12 protein-coding genes are annotated in these 17,041 nt (G+C 63.4%); 1 reads left to right on the top strand and 11 read right to left on the bottom strand.

Annotated elements, in window-relative coordinates; genetic code table 11:
• Window positions 1-14 precede the first annotated feature (14 nt).
• Complete coding sequence (locus C6P61_RS08075) at window positions 15-590, bottom strand: TetR/AcrR family transcriptional regulator (RefSeq protein ID WP_202428147.1); 576 nt, start codon at window positions 588-590, stop codon at window positions 15-17.
• A 466-nt stretch (window positions 591-1,056) separates the two neighbouring features.
• Between C6P61_RS08075 and C6P61_RS17930 the strand changes: the two genes are divergently transcribed.
• The gene (locus tag C6P61_RS17930; RefSeq protein WP_161125124.1) at window positions 1,057-1,218 is read left to right on the top strand and encodes a hypothetical protein; all 162 of its coding nucleotides are present in this window, start codon (window positions 1,057-1,059) and stop codon (window positions 1,216-1,218) included.
• A gap of 227 nt (window positions 1,219-1,445) precedes the next feature.
• Here the strand turns inward: C6P61_RS17930 and C6P61_RS08070 are convergent, their stop codons facing one another.
• The 10 genes from C6P61_RS08070 to C6P61_RS17925 form a co-directional block, all read right to left on the bottom strand.
• The gene (locus tag C6P61_RS08070) at window positions 1,446-2,066 is read right to left on the bottom strand and encodes a hypothetical protein (protein ID WP_146115000.1); all 621 of its coding nucleotides are present in this window, start codon (window positions 2,064-2,066) and stop codon (window positions 1,446-1,448) included.
• A 64-nt stretch (window positions 2,067-2,130) separates the two neighbouring features.
• Complete coding sequence (locus tag C6P61_RS08065) at window positions 2,131-4,038, bottom strand: sensor histidine kinase (protein WP_170067344.1); 1,908 nt, start codon at window positions 4,036-4,038, stop codon at window positions 2,131-2,133.
• Between the two features lie 29 nt (window positions 4,039-4,067).
• Window positions 4,068-4,751, bottom strand: a complete 684-nt coding sequence (locus tag C6P61_RS08060) for a response regulator transcription factor (protein ID WP_170067343.1) — start codon at window positions 4,749-4,751, stop codon at window positions 4,068-4,070.
• Between the two features lie 249 nt (window positions 4,752-5,000).
• On the bottom strand, window positions 5,001-6,851 hold the full coding sequence (locus C6P61_RS08055; protein WP_105729418.1) for an efflux RND transporter periplasmic adaptor subunit: 1,851 nt from the start codon (window positions 6,849-6,851) through the stop codon (window positions 5,001-5,003).
• Window positions 6,852-6,886: 35 nt separating this feature from the next.
• Window positions 6,887-7,750 (bottom strand): efflux RND transporter periplasmic adaptor subunit, encoded by an 864-nt coding sequence (locus C6P61_RS08050; protein WP_105729417.1) that lies wholly within the window; start codon window positions 7,748-7,750, stop codon window positions 6,887-6,889.
• A gap of 52 nt (window positions 7,751-7,802) precedes the next feature.
• Window positions 7,803-9,773, bottom strand: a complete 1,971-nt coding sequence (locus C6P61_RS08045) for a preprotein translocase subunit SecA (protein WP_161125128.1) — start codon at window positions 9,771-9,773, stop codon at window positions 7,803-7,805.
• Between the two features lie 11 nt (window positions 9,774-9,784).
• On the bottom strand, window positions 9,785-11,932 hold the full coding sequence (locus tag C6P61_RS08040) for an efflux RND transporter periplasmic adaptor subunit (RefSeq protein ID WP_105729415.1): 2,148 nt from the start codon (window positions 11,930-11,932) through the stop codon (window positions 9,785-9,787).
• A 31-nt stretch (window positions 11,933-11,963) separates the two neighbouring features.
• Window positions 11,964-13,391 carry a TolC family protein gene (locus tag C6P61_RS08035; protein ID WP_170067342.1) on the bottom strand — a complete coding sequence of 476 codons (1,428 nt, stop codon included), beginning with the start codon at window positions 13,389-13,391 and terminating at the stop codon, window positions 11,964-11,966.
• A 149-nt stretch (window positions 13,392-13,540) separates the two neighbouring features.
• Window positions 13,541-14,902 (bottom strand): Lcl C-terminal domain-containing protein, encoded by a 1,362-nt coding sequence (locus tag C6P61_RS17650; protein WP_146114998.1) that lies wholly within the window; start codon window positions 14,900-14,902, stop codon window positions 13,541-13,543.
• A gap of 8 nt (window positions 14,903-14,910) precedes the next feature.
• On the bottom strand, window positions 14,911-17,041 hold a 2,131-nt coding region (locus C6P61_RS17925; protein WP_170067341.1), incomplete at its 5' end, for a translocation/assembly module TamB domain-containing protein.

Here is a 17,041-nt window from a genome sequence, read left to right as displayed (position 1 = left end):
GACGAAATCGTCCTTTATGTCCGTGCTTGCCCCCAATCTGTCATGGCGATCTTCTCTTGCAACAGTTCGATGGCGTCACGCACGCAAGCCGATGCGCGTTGCCGCAGCAACGCTGCATCCACCCCGAAAGCTGCTTGAAAGGACAGCGGCTGAACCGCCACCTCAACAAAGCGCTGAGCCAGTGCGGTGAGCCCCGGACCGGCAGCGGCAAGGTTGGCTGCCCCAAGTCCCTTCAACACGTAAAGGACGGCACCGTCAAAGCTGACCTGGTACGCCGTCAGGGCCAAGTCGGGGAAGTTATCTGCCTCTGCAGCCGTGATGCGCATGAACGCCACACAGCGCGGATGGAGCATGCCTTCGATCAGTGCCTCGCCGACCGCCTGCAAGCGTTGCACAAGATTCAGCCCCTGCGGCACCGGCGTCAAGTGGTCAAACATGGTCTGGATCGATCGGCTGACCACTGCCGCAAACAAGGCGCCCTTGCTGGGATAGCGGGCGTAGAGGCTGGACTTGCCCACTTCGGCATGCTGTGCCACCAGATCCAAGGTGGTGCGACCAAAGCCCCGATCCAGGAACAAAGACGTTGCCACCTGCAGTATGCGTTCATCAAACTGCCCGGCTTGCGAAGCAGGTGGGCGACCACGGCGACGGGAGAACTTCTCAGGACAAGCAGCGGGCATCTAAGAGATTTTGCAAAGGAAGTTGGAGGAGCAAGGCGCATCCCGAAAAAAATCAGATTTAAGCACCGTACTTAGCGAAATGGTTACAGCTGGATGTCAGATCCAAGATCCCAACCGTACTTCGGGCCTGCCCTGGTCGGCTCACCTAGAGGGACGCCAAGCGCAGCGCGGCGGGAGATGGCGCAGCCTTCCCCCAGGAGGCAAGCGTAGCGCGCAAGCGTCAGGGATTGAAGCCCGTCAGGGGCGAGACGCCACACGCGACTCGATCCACGGCACGAAAGCCAGGCCCGAACGGACGGCGCGCAGAAGGGCGAGTATCAAAATCATTTTGACTTTCTTAAATTTGCCATAATGGATACAAAATTAATACAACAACATGACTGAAAACACCAGTAGGGAAGACAGCGCCTGGATCGAAATCGACCGGATCAAGAACCAATTGAGCGAGGTTGAAGGCGAGGTCCGGTGGCTCAAGTGGCTGCTGGTCGCCACCCTAGGTTTCCTGATACTGCTGATATGGCGCCACGCCTCAACCTGACGCAGGCTGCTGCGCTGCCGCCACCGACCGTTCAGGGCCTGCCCTGGCGGACAGGGACGCGCCAAGCGCAGTGCGCAGGTGTCAGCCAGTGAAGCGATGCGAGGTGATTCGCTGTTGGCGACCAGATGCGCAGCACGTGATTACGCACGCGAGACCTGGGACGAAACCGTCGTCCATCTCGACTAAACCCATGCTGCGAACGCCTGCCCCTCAAGTCAGCTGAGGCATCAGCCTCCAGCTGCCACCCCCAGGCCCGGCAATGCCGCCTCGATCGCCTGCTCAGCCTGTCGTGACAAGGCCGGACCCGACGACAGATCGCGGTTGAGCCAGTCCAGCAGCCGCGCGGCCGCGGCTCGGTCACCGGCAATCAGGCTCAGCTGGCCGAGCAGGGCCTGCAGTTCCGGATCGGTCTGGTGGGTGTGCAGCTGGTCCAGGTAGCGCTCCGCGCTTTCAGGACTGGCGGTTTCCCGCTCGAAAGCCGCGAGCATGAGCTTGTGGTTCGACTCCAGATGCTGCTGATCGTCGATGAGCTGGAGGCCGGGTTCGACTGACATCGCATCAGGATAGGCCCGCAGCTTGTCCGCCCACCGGCTCAGGCGACTGGCTGGCTTGCGCCAGAGGCTGGGCAGGCCCAGGTCGTGCGGCATGGACGCTGGCTGGAAGGCCCTGCGTTGCAAGGTGGGCTCCGGGTCGGCTTGCCTGCGGCAGAAAACAGGTATCTCGGCTGCCGCAGTCCCCAGGATGCAGAGGACACTGCCGAAACCACCATGCCCCGCCGCCATCATGTGGCGGCTCTGCTGCTGCACATGCGGCGTCTCGCCGTCGAACACCTGCTTGGGCAACCGCACTGGAAGGGTGGGTCTTTACCGATTTCACGCCCCGGCCGGTGACCTGGATCGTGTGCTGCGCGGATCAGACGCAGGGCAGCACCAGGTCGAACGCGATGCGCTCATCAGGCTCACCTTCGTTCTCGACGCGGTGGCGTACGCTGCCGCCCAGCATCTCGCTCAGGCGCCGCACCAGGAAAAGCCCCAGGCCCGATCCGGTGGTCTGGTGCGCGGCGCGGTAGTACTTGTCGAACACCCTGGCCGGATCGGGTTTGCCCGCCTTGCCGACCGCGTTGCGCACCGTCAGCATCATGCAGCGGGACTGTCCGGCGGCGGCTCGCTCGCTCAGCACCAGATCGATGGTGGAGCCGGGAGGCGAATAGCTCAGCGCGTTGTCCAGCAGGTTGCCGAAGATGGTGTGGAACAGACCCACTTCGAGCCGGACGTCCAGCCGGGGCGGCAAGCGGGTCTCGACCCGCTCTTGGTGTGGCAGCAACGCGACCCAGTCGCGCAGCAGGGCGGCGGCATCGGCATCGACGCGCTGCAGCTCCCATTCGCCCTGGTCGAGCCGATCGACCTGGCGGCAGCGCTCGAGCACTGCGTCGATGCCGTCGACTGACTGCTCGATGCGCTCCAGGCGGGCCGCCCTGGCCTCGGCGCTTGGCAACTGGTCGCGCAGCAGCGTCAGCGTGGCGAGCCGGATCGAGGCCAGCGGGTTTTTGAGCTCGTGCAGCAGCATGCCGGTGAAACTGGCGCTCTCGGCCAGGCGCCGCTGCTCCCAGGCCAGCCGCTGCGAAGTGCTCCGGACCTGCTCGCGCAGCTGCTGCTGCTCGCGCTGCGCCAGCTGGTCGCGTCGGCTAAGCACCATGTACAGCGTCACGGCGGCCAGCAGATTCATTCCCATTGCGGGATAGAGGTGCAGCGCGGTCATCCGTCCGACGCCAAGCAGCGACAGCAAGATGACGATGATGTACAGGCCCAGCATCGCGTGGGTGCCGCGCACCATGCGGCGCAACAGGTGATCGTCGATCCGGAACAGCCAGCTGGCCGGCATGCCCAGCAGCGTGTACAGCAAGCCGACCAGCGCGTTCAGCGACATCGCTTCGCGCGTGTGGCCGGCGGCGATCAGCCACAACAGCAACGGCAACAGCGGCAGCGGCAGCAGCAGCAGCCGGAACAGCCAGCGCGGCGTTCCGAAAACGCGCGCCAGCCAAGCGAAGTAGCCGATGTTGAAAAAGTTGAACAGGCAGAGCATGCAGGAGAACAGCGCATCGGCCTTCAGCGGCTGGTCAGGCCACAGATATCTGGCGGGCAGGCCGAAAAATACCAGCGCGCAGGCGACGGTCAGCAGATGCAGCACCGCGTTGAGCCCCCAGAGCGTGTCGCCGAGCACGGCGCAGCGCACCAGGGCCAGCAGCGCCAGTATCAGCACCACGCCGATGTAGACGCCCACGCCCAGGTGCAGCACGGAGTCCAAGCGCTGGAGACTGGCGGTCGTCTCGACCGTCGCGTAGACGACATGGGCGCTGCTGGTCTGGGTGCGCAGCCAGACGACGGTCGGGCGGGTCGGAGAGGGCCGCAGTTCGAACGCGTAATGCAGCGTCGCGACTGGTCGAGCGCTGAACGGGTGGTGGTCGCCCAGAAGGCTGAGCTGCCAGTCGCCAAGACTGCCGTCGGGCCGATGCGGGCGGCTGTACAGCGCCAGATGGTCCAGGTAGATCGGCTGCACGACCAGCCAGAGCGGCTGCTCGGAAGGCGGCAGCGTGATCCGCAGCCAGCTTGCCGCGGGCGTGTAGCCCAGCGACAGCACCGCAGGGGCGGGCTGCAGCGGTTGCACTAGCGCCTCGTCGAGACTGGTGCTGCCGCTGGCATCGATCCAGAAGGCCCGCTCGAGAGGCAGCTCAGCGCCATGCAGAGGCAGACAGCAGCCCGCCAGCAGGATCAGCACGGCCAAGTCGTTGAGCCAGCGGTTCAAGCGCGACAGTCGCTGCATCGGCAGCGTCCAAACCGGCCGTTCCTTCATCACTGCGCTTCGCGGCCCGGCGACTCATACAGTGCTAGCTGCAACGTCAGCCGGTAGCCGTGACCGCGCACTGCCTTGATGATGTCGGGCAGCTGCAGCTTCTCGCGGATCTTGTGGCGCAAGCGGCTCACGATCACGGGTAGGTTGCGGCTCGTCGCGCCCTGATGGCTGCCGAGCCGGTGCAGTAGCATCGAGGTATCCAGCTGGCGCTCCACGGCCAATGCCAGCTCGTACAACAGGCGGCATTCGAGCAGCGTCAGGTCGGCCGCTCGTCGGTCTGGTAGCAACAGGCGGCAGGCGGTGACATCGAGCCGCGGACCGTCAGCCACGACCCGGCGTAGCCGCCGCGACAGGCTGAGGATCACCGCCTCCAGCTCGGCGACACTCGCGGGCTTGGTCAGGTAGACATCGGCACCGCTCTGGTAGCCGGCTGTCTTGTCGCTCGACAGCACGCGCGCCGTCAGCATCAGGATGCCCAGATCAGGCATCGCCGCGCGTAGGCGCCGGCTGATGCTCAGCCCGTCTTCGCCCGGCAGGTTCAGGTCGATCACGATCAGATCGGCCGGATGCTGGCGCAGCGCGTCGTCGAGCGCATCGCCGCAATCGACGCCTCGCACGCTCCAGCCAGGTCGCTGCAGAAAGATCACCAGCTCCTCGCGCACGAGATCGTGGTCTTCGACCACGACGATATCCAGCGCAAGATCGGTGGCAGGTGGAACAGAGAGGATCATCACGAATAGGCTGCGGAGCCAGTAATCAATCGTCTGCAGATGTAGCGATTGAGAAGCAAAACGAAGACTTTAAAACTTCGGGTGGGGGGACTGATGACCACGGTAGCCAAGGGAAATCGGTCGATTTCTGGCCCGTGATGCTGTCGCACCAGCCCGATCGGCACTGGCCAAAAACGCGATTAGCATCGCTTGCATGACGCCTCACCACCACAGCATCATGTGCAGCGTGTCTATCAACTTGTGCGTCCAGATCCAGATAATACGTCGCTCGCCAGCTTCTATCCGCGCGAGCGCAGCCATACCAGGGCGCCACCAGTCAGCGTGTTCATCGAGCCTAACCTTGAGCGCAAAATGACCTGCCTGCATCCCCTTGAACTGGGCGATCGGTACCAGTTTTTCCGCTGTGAAGCGGATGGTACGTTCGGGCTGACCGAGCAGGCGCAGTTCCCCGGTTGCATTCAATGGCAGCTCACGTATGTCCCGTTCCGATATGTGAATCAGGGCATACAAGCCCTCGATTCGTGCCAGTCGGAAGAGCTTGTCACCCTGACGCATCGGGCTGCCCGATAGCTCCTTGCGTTCGCCTTCGACGATGACGCCGCTGAAGGGCGCCGCAATTCTTGCCTGCTTCAGCTGGAAGATCACCTGCTCCATGCGCGCCTGAGATTGCGCCATGCGTGCCATCGCGATCTGCGTCTCGGCAACCTGACTGGCGGCGCGAGCCTGGTCGGCTTCCGCCTGATAGCGTCGCACCTCGGATTGCAGGTCGGTGGACTGTAGCGTCAACTCGCGGGTATCGAGTTCAGCCAGCACCATGCCTTCATCGACTGTGTCGCCTAGGTTGGCGTTCACTTGCGCCAGGTAACCATCAAAGGGGGCGCTGACAACCTGCACACTGTCAGTCATCAGCTCGCCACTGGCTTCGATCCGATACGTCCAGGTGCCGAAGACGACCACCAGCGAAGCCAGCACGGCAGCGGATGCCAGTGCCTTGTAGCGAAGCCGCTCGGGGCTGAGCCAGCGTCGCAGCCGTATCCTGGCCTGCGTGAGCAGGCGCATGGGCAGCGGTTGCGAGCGCTCACGCAGCACGGCCATCCAGGGCCTGAGCAGATGCAGCGCAACCGACACCTGATGCAGCTGTCCAGACTCGAAACCGACCTCGCGTCGGCCCAGCAGCAGGACCAGCTGCGGCTCGGGCACGGCCTCTGTATCGTCGGACACCAGCGTTGCGAGCTGACCATAGCCGAGCCTACGCGCAAGACGGTCGTGAGCCAGCGTCACCAGCGGACTACCAGGGGGGGTCGGGAATATGATGTCTTGCCGCTGGTCAACCGCCTCCTCGAGTGCAGCCTCAAGCAGCTGCACATTCTCGGATTTTTGTTCGAAGCGATCGATGTGGCTGATCGCAAGCACCCGTACCAGTCCGTCATCGGACCAGCCAAGCACAGCTTGGTCACAGCCGATCACTCCGACCAACAGGTTGACCAATCCCAGCGTGGCAGCACCGAACTCGTCTTCCTGCATCACTCGCGCAATCAGATCCAACAGGTCGATCAGCCCCTGGGATGCTTCATGCTGAGCCTGGCTCCCGGTCGCCACTTGGGAGGTGATGGGCAGATTGGCGGGCAGGTCGGCGACCAGTTGTGCGCGGATCAGCAACTCGTTGACTGCTGAGCGCTCGCGCGAACTGATCTCGAGCAGCAGCAGCGTTGGGCCTTCGGGGTCCGTCAGGTGAACCGCTGCAACCAGCGTGCCGTTCGGACACGGTGAGTACGCGTACCCCTGGGAAAGCGCGCGCGGTGACAGCTCGGCGATGTGGGTGTTGGCCTGGACCAGCAGTGCACTGTCGGCTGGAGCGTTCGTCCCCAGCAGCGACCATGACATGTCGGATTGGGAGCAGCGCAACACCAGCGCGGCGCGGGCGCGACAGAGCTGACTCAAGCACACGCACAGCCGGCTCCAGAACGCAGCATCCCTGGGCTGCTGACGCAGCGTGCGCAGGCTCTCGATCAGCTGTTCTGCGCTCATGGCCGGCGACGCTGCCGCTGGCATGGCGACTGGCCCTTCGGACGGAAGATGACTGGTGCTCACGACACACCATCCATCACTAGCCTGGCTTTGACGCCTGGGCGGATACGCCGTTCCCGATTCGGAATTTTCACCCTGACCTCGACCAGAGCGCTCGCGGCATCGATGACGGGGGCGACGAAGATGACTCTTCCAGCCTGGGGACCAGGCACGGCAGCGTCTTCGAGATGAACCGTGACGGGTGCGCCTGCAGACAACTTGCGTGCAGCGGTCTGACTGATATTGACGCGCAGTTCGCAGTCGGTGTCATCGACGAGCCGTACCAGCGCATCGCCCGGTGCAGCCCATTCGCCTTGGCGGACTTTGAGCATCGTCACGACACCGGATATCGGTGCCCTGAGCACGCGCATTTCATATTCGCGCTCGGCGATTTCCAGTTCGGTCTGCTCGCGTTTCTTCGCCGCTTGCAGCTGCCCGCTGCGCCCGCTGGTCGCCTCCAGCTCCATGCGCAGCTTGAGGAGCTCCTCGCGGCTGACAGTGCCAGCGGTTTCGTAGAGGAACGTCGCGTCAGTGACCAGATCCTCCAGGATGGCGCGCCGCTGCTCGGTGGCGCGCTGTTCGGCGATGTCGTTGAGAATGACAAGCCGACGTTGTTGCTCGGTCTGCTGCAGTCGGACATCCTGGCTGAATATCGGCTGGCCAGCCTTGACTCGCTGGCCCAGCTTGACATGCAGCCGATCCACCACGCCCGCCATGTGGACACTCAGCATGTGATCGTGCTTCGGATAGACGATGCCCACGAACTCCGCGGCTCGTGACGATGCACCGGGCAGGATGGCACCACAGAGTACGGCCAGCGCGAATCGCTGCAATGCGCGGTAACTCGACCGTTTTTCAGTCATCAGATTCATTGAATGTTTCATTTCCTGTTTCTACTCGCCCAGCCCGGCGACCTCCTGGGCGGGGCTTTGCGTTTCATCCCGCGGCATCCTTGCTGAATGCCAGCTGCTTGCGGATCTGCTGTTCGCGCTGCTGGAGAAGACGCCTTTGCTGGAAAGCGCTTCTCTGTGCGTTGCGCTGCGCCAGACCGATCAAGATCGAGATCAGCTGGCCACGCCAATGCTGGCTGCGCGACAGAAGACCGCGCACAGGGGCCAGCCAGAACGGCAGATATCTGCCCAGCAAGTCGTCGTCCAGCGCGACGAAGGCCTGCGCATGACCGTTCTGGCCCTGGCGCCCCGCCCGCCCGAACAGCTGCCAGTCGACGCGTATCGAGTCGTGCGGCTCGACCATCAACACATGCAGCCCCCCGGTATCGGCGACCTCGGAGGCGACCAGGATGTCGGTGCCACGGCCCGCCATATTGGTCGCGACCGTGATGCGGCCGAGCTGGCCCGCAGCAGCCACGATCTCGGCTTCGCGTGCATGCTGCTTGGCATTGAGGACATGGCAGGCCAGCCCTCGCTCGGCCAGCAGCCGCTCAAGCATCTCGCTGTCGGACAGCCGACGCGTTCCCACCAGCACCGGAACCCGCTGCCGGTGCAGCCGTTCGACGGTCGCGACAATCGCCTGCCATTTGCTGTGTGAGTCGGCGAAATGCTGCGGACTCACTACCTGCAACTGGCTGGGTAGACGGGGCGGCACCACAAAAGTCAGCAGACCATAGGTTTGCCACATCTCTGAGCGCACGCCCTGTAGCGTGCCACTGGCGCCGCTGAGATGGTGATATTGACAGAAGAATTCCTGGAACCCCATTCGTGCCAGTGTCTTGGATGGCGATGTGATCTTGACGCCCTCACGCGCCTCGATCGCCTGATGCAGCCCGTAGCTCCACGAGCGACCTGGCATCACACGGCCCGTGTGTTCGTCGAGAATCTGGATCTCGCCATCCCGCACGATGTAGTGTCTGTCGCGCAGGAACAGATCGCGTGCCGATAGCGCCTGGCGTATCAAATCGTCACGCCGCTGCGGGGCTTGCCAGATGGCAGGCAGACTGTGCACCATCTCTTCGATCCGCTCATGGCCCTCGTCGGTGAACGTGATGTCGCGGAATTGCGGATCGACGCGATAGTCCCGCTGTGGCAGCAGTTGCTCGACGAGATCGCGCGCCGCTAGCACGGCTTGTATCAACAGCTTGTTGGATTCTGGCGCAGAGATGATCAGGGGCGTGTTGGCCTCGTCGATCAGGACGCTGTCGGCTTCATCGACAATCGCGGTGTGCAGACCGCGGGAGCGCACATTCTTTCCATCGGGCTTCAGTTCACGAATGCGGCGCCGACCCGAATGCATCGCACCACCGAGTGCAATCTGGTCGAAAAGGTGATCGGCCAGAAGCTGCTTGCTGGTTGCATAAACGATGTCGGTCTCATAGGCTGCACGCAGCTGTTCGGGCGACAGTCCATGGACTGCCGCCGCCGCACGCACGCCGCAGCGCTCGAACATCGGTCGCATCAGCTCGACGTCACGCTGTGCCAAGTAATCATTTGAGGTGATGATGTGGCAAGGCAGACCGCGCCAACCGCGCAGCACCGCCACCATGGCCACGGCCAGCGTCTTGCCCTCGCCGGGAGCCATTTGCACGACCATGCCCTCGTGCATGGCCAGCGCGGCCAGCACCTGGGCACGATAGGGCAGCCGCTCCAGCGTGCGTTGAGCAGCGACTGAAACCGCCGCGAGCGCCTCGATGCGCAAGCGGCGTAGCCTGTCGATGCCCTGCCTCTCCAAGCGCAGTGCGATACGCAGCCGGGTCAGCTGCGCGTCGAGCGCCTCGTCATCGAGAGACTGCCAGGACTCCCTGATCACTTCGACTTCTGTGGCCTCGCACTGCAACCGGCGCTGAATCCCCCCAGCCAGATGCTCGGATCGCCGCAACCAATCGCTCCAGCGCACGCTCTGAGCGGCTTTCTGGCTGCGCGGCGGTGTCCAGCAAAACGGTTTATTGCTCATCGAACTGTCATTCACAAACGATAGCGTTTCTGCAACAGCTGATACAACGCCCGCCGGCCCTGCTCGAACAAAGACGCTGGTGGCAGCGGCGCCCTGATCCATCCGGTCATGCCGTGCATCGCCGTGACGCGCTGGTCTGCGACATCGAAGACTGCCTGCAGTTCGTAGTAGGAGTCGATGGCCTGCAAGCCGTCCGGGTCATCGGGTTTGACCGGAATCACTCCACCGGCATGCCAGCCCAGCGCCTGCGATGGCAGACGATCCCGGTGGTAGGGCAGCAGCACGATACGGCTCGCTCGCAACACCTCGGCGGCCTGACCGTTGATGCGCAGCTCGGTACCGCTCAGAGGCTGGGCAAAGAGCTCGTTGGCTTGTTCCTGCGACACGATCGCCGAGAAACGCAGACCGGACGGGTTGCTCAACTCGCCGACGGCCTCACCGCGAGGCAGCCAGCTATGCAGCCTCTCGTGCAGCCCATCGGCGACCCAGATACCAGCATGCCTGGCGCGTATCGTCAACGCCACTTGCTTGCTCAGCAGCAGCGCGAGCTGTTCACGCGCGACGTTCAGGCGCTTGTCCAGCCCCGCGACGCTGGCAGGAGAGCCCTCGAGCGCCAGGTTCAGCTGCACCTCGAACTCTCTGACCTGGGCTTGTGCAGAAACGATTTGCTGCTCAAGCGCGGGATTGCTCATGCGCAGCAACACCTGTCCGGGAACGACAGCGGAACCGTGGGGCGTCTCGATGCGGTCGAGCCGCCCGGCCACTGCCGCGGGAACCCGCGTGATTTCAATTGACTCCACCAGTCCGGGAGCTCGGATCGAGTTCGGCCAGGGCCACCAAAGAATCACGCTCAAGGGGATGGCGACCAATGCAACGGATACCGCAACCGCACGGCGGCGGTTGCGCATCAGCGCAGGACTTCTCAGATGCGATGCCCAGCGCTGTGCAGGCAGCAAAACCCCCACCACCAGGGTAATGAGCACGAAGACGATCGCGAGCGGCAACCAGTTGTCTGCCAGCAACAGCAGCATGGAGCCGAAGATCAGCATCCGGTAAGAAAAGCTCAGCGCACCGTAACCGGTCAGCCACCACCATTCGCTGCGGTCCTGCGCCGTCGATTCGACGTTGGACGTGCCGAGCAGATAACGATCAGCCAGATAGCGCCACTGCGCGGATGCCCGCTGGTAGAGGTTGGGTATGTCGATCAGGTCGGACAGCACGTAGTAGCCGTCAAAGCGCAACAGCGGATTGCCGTTGAACAACAGACTGGATACCGAGCCGATCAACATGACGTTGAACGCCAGGCTGTTGACAAGTCCGGGGCCGGTATGCGCCCACACCAGGGCTGCCAGCGCTGCGAGTGCCAGCTCGACGATCACGCCCGCCGCACCGACCAGGGCCCTTGCCCTGCGGTCGCGGAACGACCAACTGGCAGTCGCATCAACATAGGGAATCGGCATCCCGACGATCAGCATGATGCCGAATGTGCGGACCTCGCCGCCGAAGCGCTTGATGACATGAGCATGACCGAGCTCGTGCAGCGCCTTCATCGATGCGATGCAGAGATAGAGCCAGAACAGGTTGCCGGCCGCGAACAGGCCTTCGGTCTGGCTCAGCAGGCGTTCCGAATGAGACAGCGCCGTGGCGATGCCGAACACGACGAGCAGCAGCAGGGCGGCGGCCATCAGCCAGCTCACCAGCGCGTGGGTCAATCCCGACTGACGCGACAGCCAGCGGTCGGGGTCGAACAGCGGGATGCGTATCGACAGAAAGCTCAACAACTTGCCTCGGAGCTCGCGTCGGCGCTGGTCGCGATAGCGCTGGAAAATCGTCTGGCTGTCAGGCAGCGTGTCGTGGAACAGCAGGTTGGACTGATGCAGCTGTGACAAGACCTGCATCACCTCTTCCTGGCCTGGCGCCTCCTTGGGCAGATCGCGCAGGCAATTCTGCCAGACCTCCTCGACGGTGAGCTCGCTGCTCAAGCGTGAGACAAAGATATAGGCCTGAGCCGTAATGCGGAAAAAGCGCTGGGTATAGGTATCACGCAGCAAGTACCAGTCCCGACTACGAAAGCGCTGCTTGTGCACGATCACGGTCGGCAGCAGGCTCAGGCGCGCATCGGCTACGCGGTGCCAGGATTCGCTGAAGGTTCGGCTCATCGCTTGCCACCCGGAAATGCAGTGCCAGTTCTCATTCGATCACTCTGACGCCGAACGACTCAAGCAGGGTACCGCCCAGTACCTGCACCGTCATCGCAGCGATCTGGTAGCGGATTTCGCCTTCAAGCAGGCGCTGCTGGCTGTCGTTGAACAGATCCTGCGCCTCGATCAGCAGGCGCAGTCGTGAGCGGCCGCGCTCATAGTTCGCCAGCTCTGCCTGCAGCAAGAGGGTACGGTTGCTGACCTCCTGGCGTAACTGGCGCAGCTCGCTGCGGCTGGCCTGCAGCTGCGCAATGCGCGTCACCCATTCGTTTTCAGCCATGTGCGCCTCCGACTGCATTTGGCGTCGGACCGCATCGAGCTTGAGCTGCTGGGCCTCGCGCTTGGAGCGCACACCGACATCACTGAGCGGCATCTCCAGCGTGGCACCCACGAACCAGCCCGGGTGCTTGCTGCTCAGCGAATCCTGCACACTGTTCCTGAGCCTGCTGTCGAGGCTGTTGAAATTGTACCCAGCCTCCAGGCTCAGGTCCGGGCGCTCCAGGTTCTGGGCGTATGCCAGCCTCAGGGTTTCCTGCTCGACACGCAGTTTCGCGATTCGGTACGTCGGCCAGAGTTCGAGCATCTGTGACGGCGGCTCCGGCGTCGCAGCCAGCGCATCGGCCATTGCAGCCTCCGCCGGCAGATTGGCGGGCACGAACTTCAAGTTCATGCGTTCGAGCGCGGAAACGTCCAGGAGGTTGCAGACGCGTGACTGGGATTCGACCAGCTGTTGCTCGGCGCGCGCCACTTCGGTCTGGCGACTGCCTATTGCCACTTCGGCCTCCAACAGCTCGATGCGGGGCGCGAAACCCTTGTCGACCAGTAACTGCACGCTGTCGCGCAACCTGAATGCACTGCGCAACGCATTTTCGCGCATCGCAAGCGCCTGCTTCGAGCGGATGAGCTGCCAGTAGGTGCCGACCGCCTCGCCTACCGTGTCGAGCAATTGCTTGATGAAGCGCTGTCGCTCGATCTGCTGCTCCTTCTCGACCACCCGAAGGTCGGCTTCGACCGCATCACGGCCCGCACCACGCAGCAGCGGCTGTTTGATGGTGAAAGTCAGCGTGCCGCGGTTCTCGCGCTCGTCGGTGCTCCCCAGCAGATTGCTCTGACGCCGGCGCTGTTCGTTGCTGAGCTCGAAGCTGGCACCGCTGGGCAGCTTGCCGCGCACGCCGATGCCGCCCGAGCTGATCTGCTCGAGCGCACTGGTCTTCTCGATGTTGGTCAGACTGACTGTACGTTCCTCATAGGTCCTGGGACGGTCGTAACCCTCGCGGCGCACACGGACGAAACCCGTCGATGTGTAGAGCTCGCGCTCCGACTGCAACAGCTTGCCGGCTGCATCGGCTTGCAGACGGGCCGCTGCAGCAGCGGCGTTGCGCCATACGGCCCATTGCACGATCTGGTTCAGATCCATGCTGATCTCGCCGCTGGTCGGAAAAACCGGTTCGGCAGGCGCCACCTCCTCGGACCGAACCGGGCAGCTCAGCCAAAGGCCTGCGGCCAGCAACAGGCACTGCGCGACACCGACACCATATCGACTCGGATCCCCCGTCACAGAGCGGCTCATGGCGTGTTGAAGACACGTGCACGGACGTAGATCACGCGTGCGGAGGTGGACTTGGTGTAGGGACTGATATCGCCATAGCTGAAATCTATGCCCCATGCCAGGCGGCTGTCGACCACGTAGGGCGATCCGGTCCAGAATGACTGGGAGAAGGTTGTCGCGTTGTCGCCATAGAAGCCGGCATCAAGCGCGGGATTCTTCGCGCTGCGCAGCACCAGGGAGTCGAGTTCATTGCGGTCGGGCAAGCGCCAATCGCCGTAACCGCCGGGTTGCACCGAGTTGATACCGGCGACGCTGGCAACGGCATCATCCCAGGTCTTGAGCGCCGGGTTCTGCGGTATCAGCCACATCAATTCGCGGCGCGTGTCGACGAGCACGAAGTCGGTGCCGATCGGAGTTCGCTGGTAGGACTGCACCGCAGGAGACGGGTCGTTGAGCATGGCCGTTCCAGTGATCCAGCGCACGCGAGCCGATGCGGCTGCGGCTGCAGCTGGCGTGATACCGCTGGCAGCACCGAGGTTGCCGAAATCGACCCCCCAGACCTTGCCTGCAGTGCCGTCGACATAGCTGTCCGTTGCCAGGAACACCGAAGGCTGGGCAGAGAAATAGTCGGTGTCGATCGCGGTGCCGCTCGGCTTGCCGGCGTGGACAATGGACAGCAGCTCATGCGTCGTCGGGCGACGCCAGCCCGTCTTGCCGCAGAGCAATGCCGGGGCGCTGGCGTCACTGGCATGGCTGTCCCGGCTCCAAACCAGGCCGGTCACGTTGTCACGCGTACAGCTCCAGACGTTCTGAGGAAAAGCCGGGGTGATCGGGCAGCTGTCTGAGAAAACGACATCGCCGGAGGAGCAGATCTTCGTGAAATCGAAACCCAGCACGCCTGCGCCGACCTTGGTCAGTCGGCTCGCCTGGGCATCTCGGCCGTCCCCTGCATCGGGCAGCAGCAAGGAGCCGTCGGCAGCCCGGGATATGCCGGTGTCGTTCAGTAGCGTGTCGTGGCACTCGACCTGCACGCCAGTCACATCGGACGACTGTATGTAGCCGGTCGCGCGGGAGGTGACTGCGCAGATCTGCCCTTGCGGATGGCGCTCGACCGTCACGGAGTAGCTGTCACCGCTGTTGAACGACTGCGAGAACTTGAAATTGAGCGGCACCGAGTACGACTGGCTGCTGAAGTTCTCGACGAATCCGTTGATCCCCAGGCTGAGCGTGGTGTTGGGCCGAAAACCTTGGACCTGGCCACCGACGGTGGGCGGAACCTGGGCGCCGCCACCGCCACCGCCGCAAGCGCTCAGCAGAGCGGATAGCAGCGCGGGAAGATAGCCGTGGCGCAACACATGCCGATTGTGAAGAATTTTCATGATGGTTATTAAAGTGAAATGTTCTCGACCCAGTAGTTGAACGAGGCGGTTCCGTGGCTCAACATGCCGGCGGAGACCGGCTGAACCGAGGGATCGCCAAGCAAGTACGCATCCGTCAGGTAGCGGCCCAGGTCTATGGTGTCTGCCTGGTTCGAATTGCTTTGCCAGACAATATCGGCGGAAGCCAGCGGTGCCACGACGGCGCTGACACTTGAGCGCGATGCCGCGAATGCAGACGTCGATGCACTCGACGCAGACGCGCTGCTGAACAGCGAACTGGCAACCTGCAGTTGAGCGATTGCGCCAACCTGTCTTGCGAATGCCGTTGGCTGGATGCTCGGCAGCACCAGGCCCTGCACCGAACCGCTGCCGACCACCTGCGTATGGACATTGACCAGCTGGTGATGAACCTGGCCATTGACCATCACGACAAAGCGTACCGTACCGTCTGACAGGGTCTGCCGCTGAACCAGGCCGCTCGGTGTCAGCACGCTGACCTCACTGCTGTCGACCCGCAAAGCCTGGGCCGCCGCACCGAGCAGCGGACCGTAGCCCAACAACACGAACTGTTGCGCAACGATGTTGACCTTGTCCGAACCCAGCACCGACTGGATCACGGCATCCTGCGCCTGCGTGCGCACGCTGACGGTGCGACCCACGGCGCGGATCTCGCCGAGCAAGACATGCTGGTTGGCAGCTATCGTCACGTCACCCGTACTGATGATCGCACTGCCAGCTGCCATGGTGACCTGACTGCCCCAGAGTACGACGGCATCAGAGAATCGGGCCTCGCCTTCGACCCACAACTGCGCCTGCTGGCTGGCGTGACCAATCTCGATGCCTGCGAAGCCGTCCGCCAGCGCCTGCAGAGCGGTCGCGTCGATTCGGAATCCAGCGCGGGATGCCGCCTGCGATCCGATCACGACGGCCTGTGTGGCATCCAGAGGCAGCAGGACCAGCTTGGCATCGGAGGCAGCCGCTCGGATCGATCCCGTTCCCCCGCCAAAGCTGACCGATGTCGCCTGGAGCACGACGTGACCTCCGATCCGGGTCTGGTTCGCGATCGAGATGCCGTCTGCACCGCTCATCGTCACGGTCGCATTGTCGATCGCGACGGATGCGGCACCCGAGACGCTCAACGATACGCCATCGACCTGGCCCTTGATGCCGATCGTGGCTTGCGCTGCGGCACGAATCTGTACCGGATTGAGGAAACTGGCCGGAGTGGCACTGCCGTCGATCGTGATGTTGCCTGTATGGTTGTCACCACCGATCACGATCGAGGCATAGCCGGCACCGAGGCGTTCGAGCTGCAGCGGATCGAAGTACCAGGTGTTGTCGCCCGGGCTGGTCGGGGCGGTGCCAATCACGATGTTCTGCGTCGGATCGACAGGTGCCAAGGTCAATATGCCTTCGGCAGCGGGATCGCTGCTCTGGAAGCGACCTTCGCTTCCCCAGGTGATATCGCGGTAGGTCTTCAACGCAATATGGCCCGACCCCGACTGGATTGGGGCGTTCACTGCGGCGCTTCCCTGAAGGACACTCAGCAGGATATTGCCGGCCCCCTGAACCGACACCGCAGCGCCACCGGCCGAACCGGCGTTGAGTCGAAGATCTCCGGCAAGAACGTTGAGTTCGATGTCGCCACCGTCGAGCACGGACAGGCCGGACAAGGTCTCCCTGGACTGTGCGATGGCACTACCGTCGGTTTGCACGCGGGCGTAGCCGATCGTCACCTGGTCGATGGTCATGCCGTCGGTTTCGGTGATGTGGATTCCACCGGCCCGTGCCTGCGCCGCCATCTTGTCCACCGCTGTTTCCAGCGCGTTGCCTGCCTGACCGATCGCATTGCCTGCTCCCAGAATCAGCTCGGGTGCACGCAGGTTGACCGCGCCGCTGTCGCTGCTCAGGTCCAGAATCGAGCCACGTGGCGCGATCAGCTCAATCGAAGTATCCGCCGTGATGTCGCCCACCACGATGTCGCCACGGCGTGCCTCATAGCGCACCACCGAGGCTTGTGCAGCCACACCGGCAACCATCGTCACCGACCTGTCGGCCACCAGGTCCAGCGTCCGGCCTGCCGCGCTGGCCGTGACGTCAGCGCCCTGCACCAGGTCACGCCCCGCCTCCAGGCTCGTG

Origin of the sequence: Malikia spinosa, from assembly GCF_002980625.1 — a bacterium.
Lineage (GTDB): Bacteria > Pseudomonadota > Gammaproteobacteria > Burkholderiales > Burkholderiaceae_C > Malikia > Malikia spinosa.
Note: the sequence above shows the minus strand (reverse complement) of the source record. Positions and strands in the feature narration are given on the sequence as shown.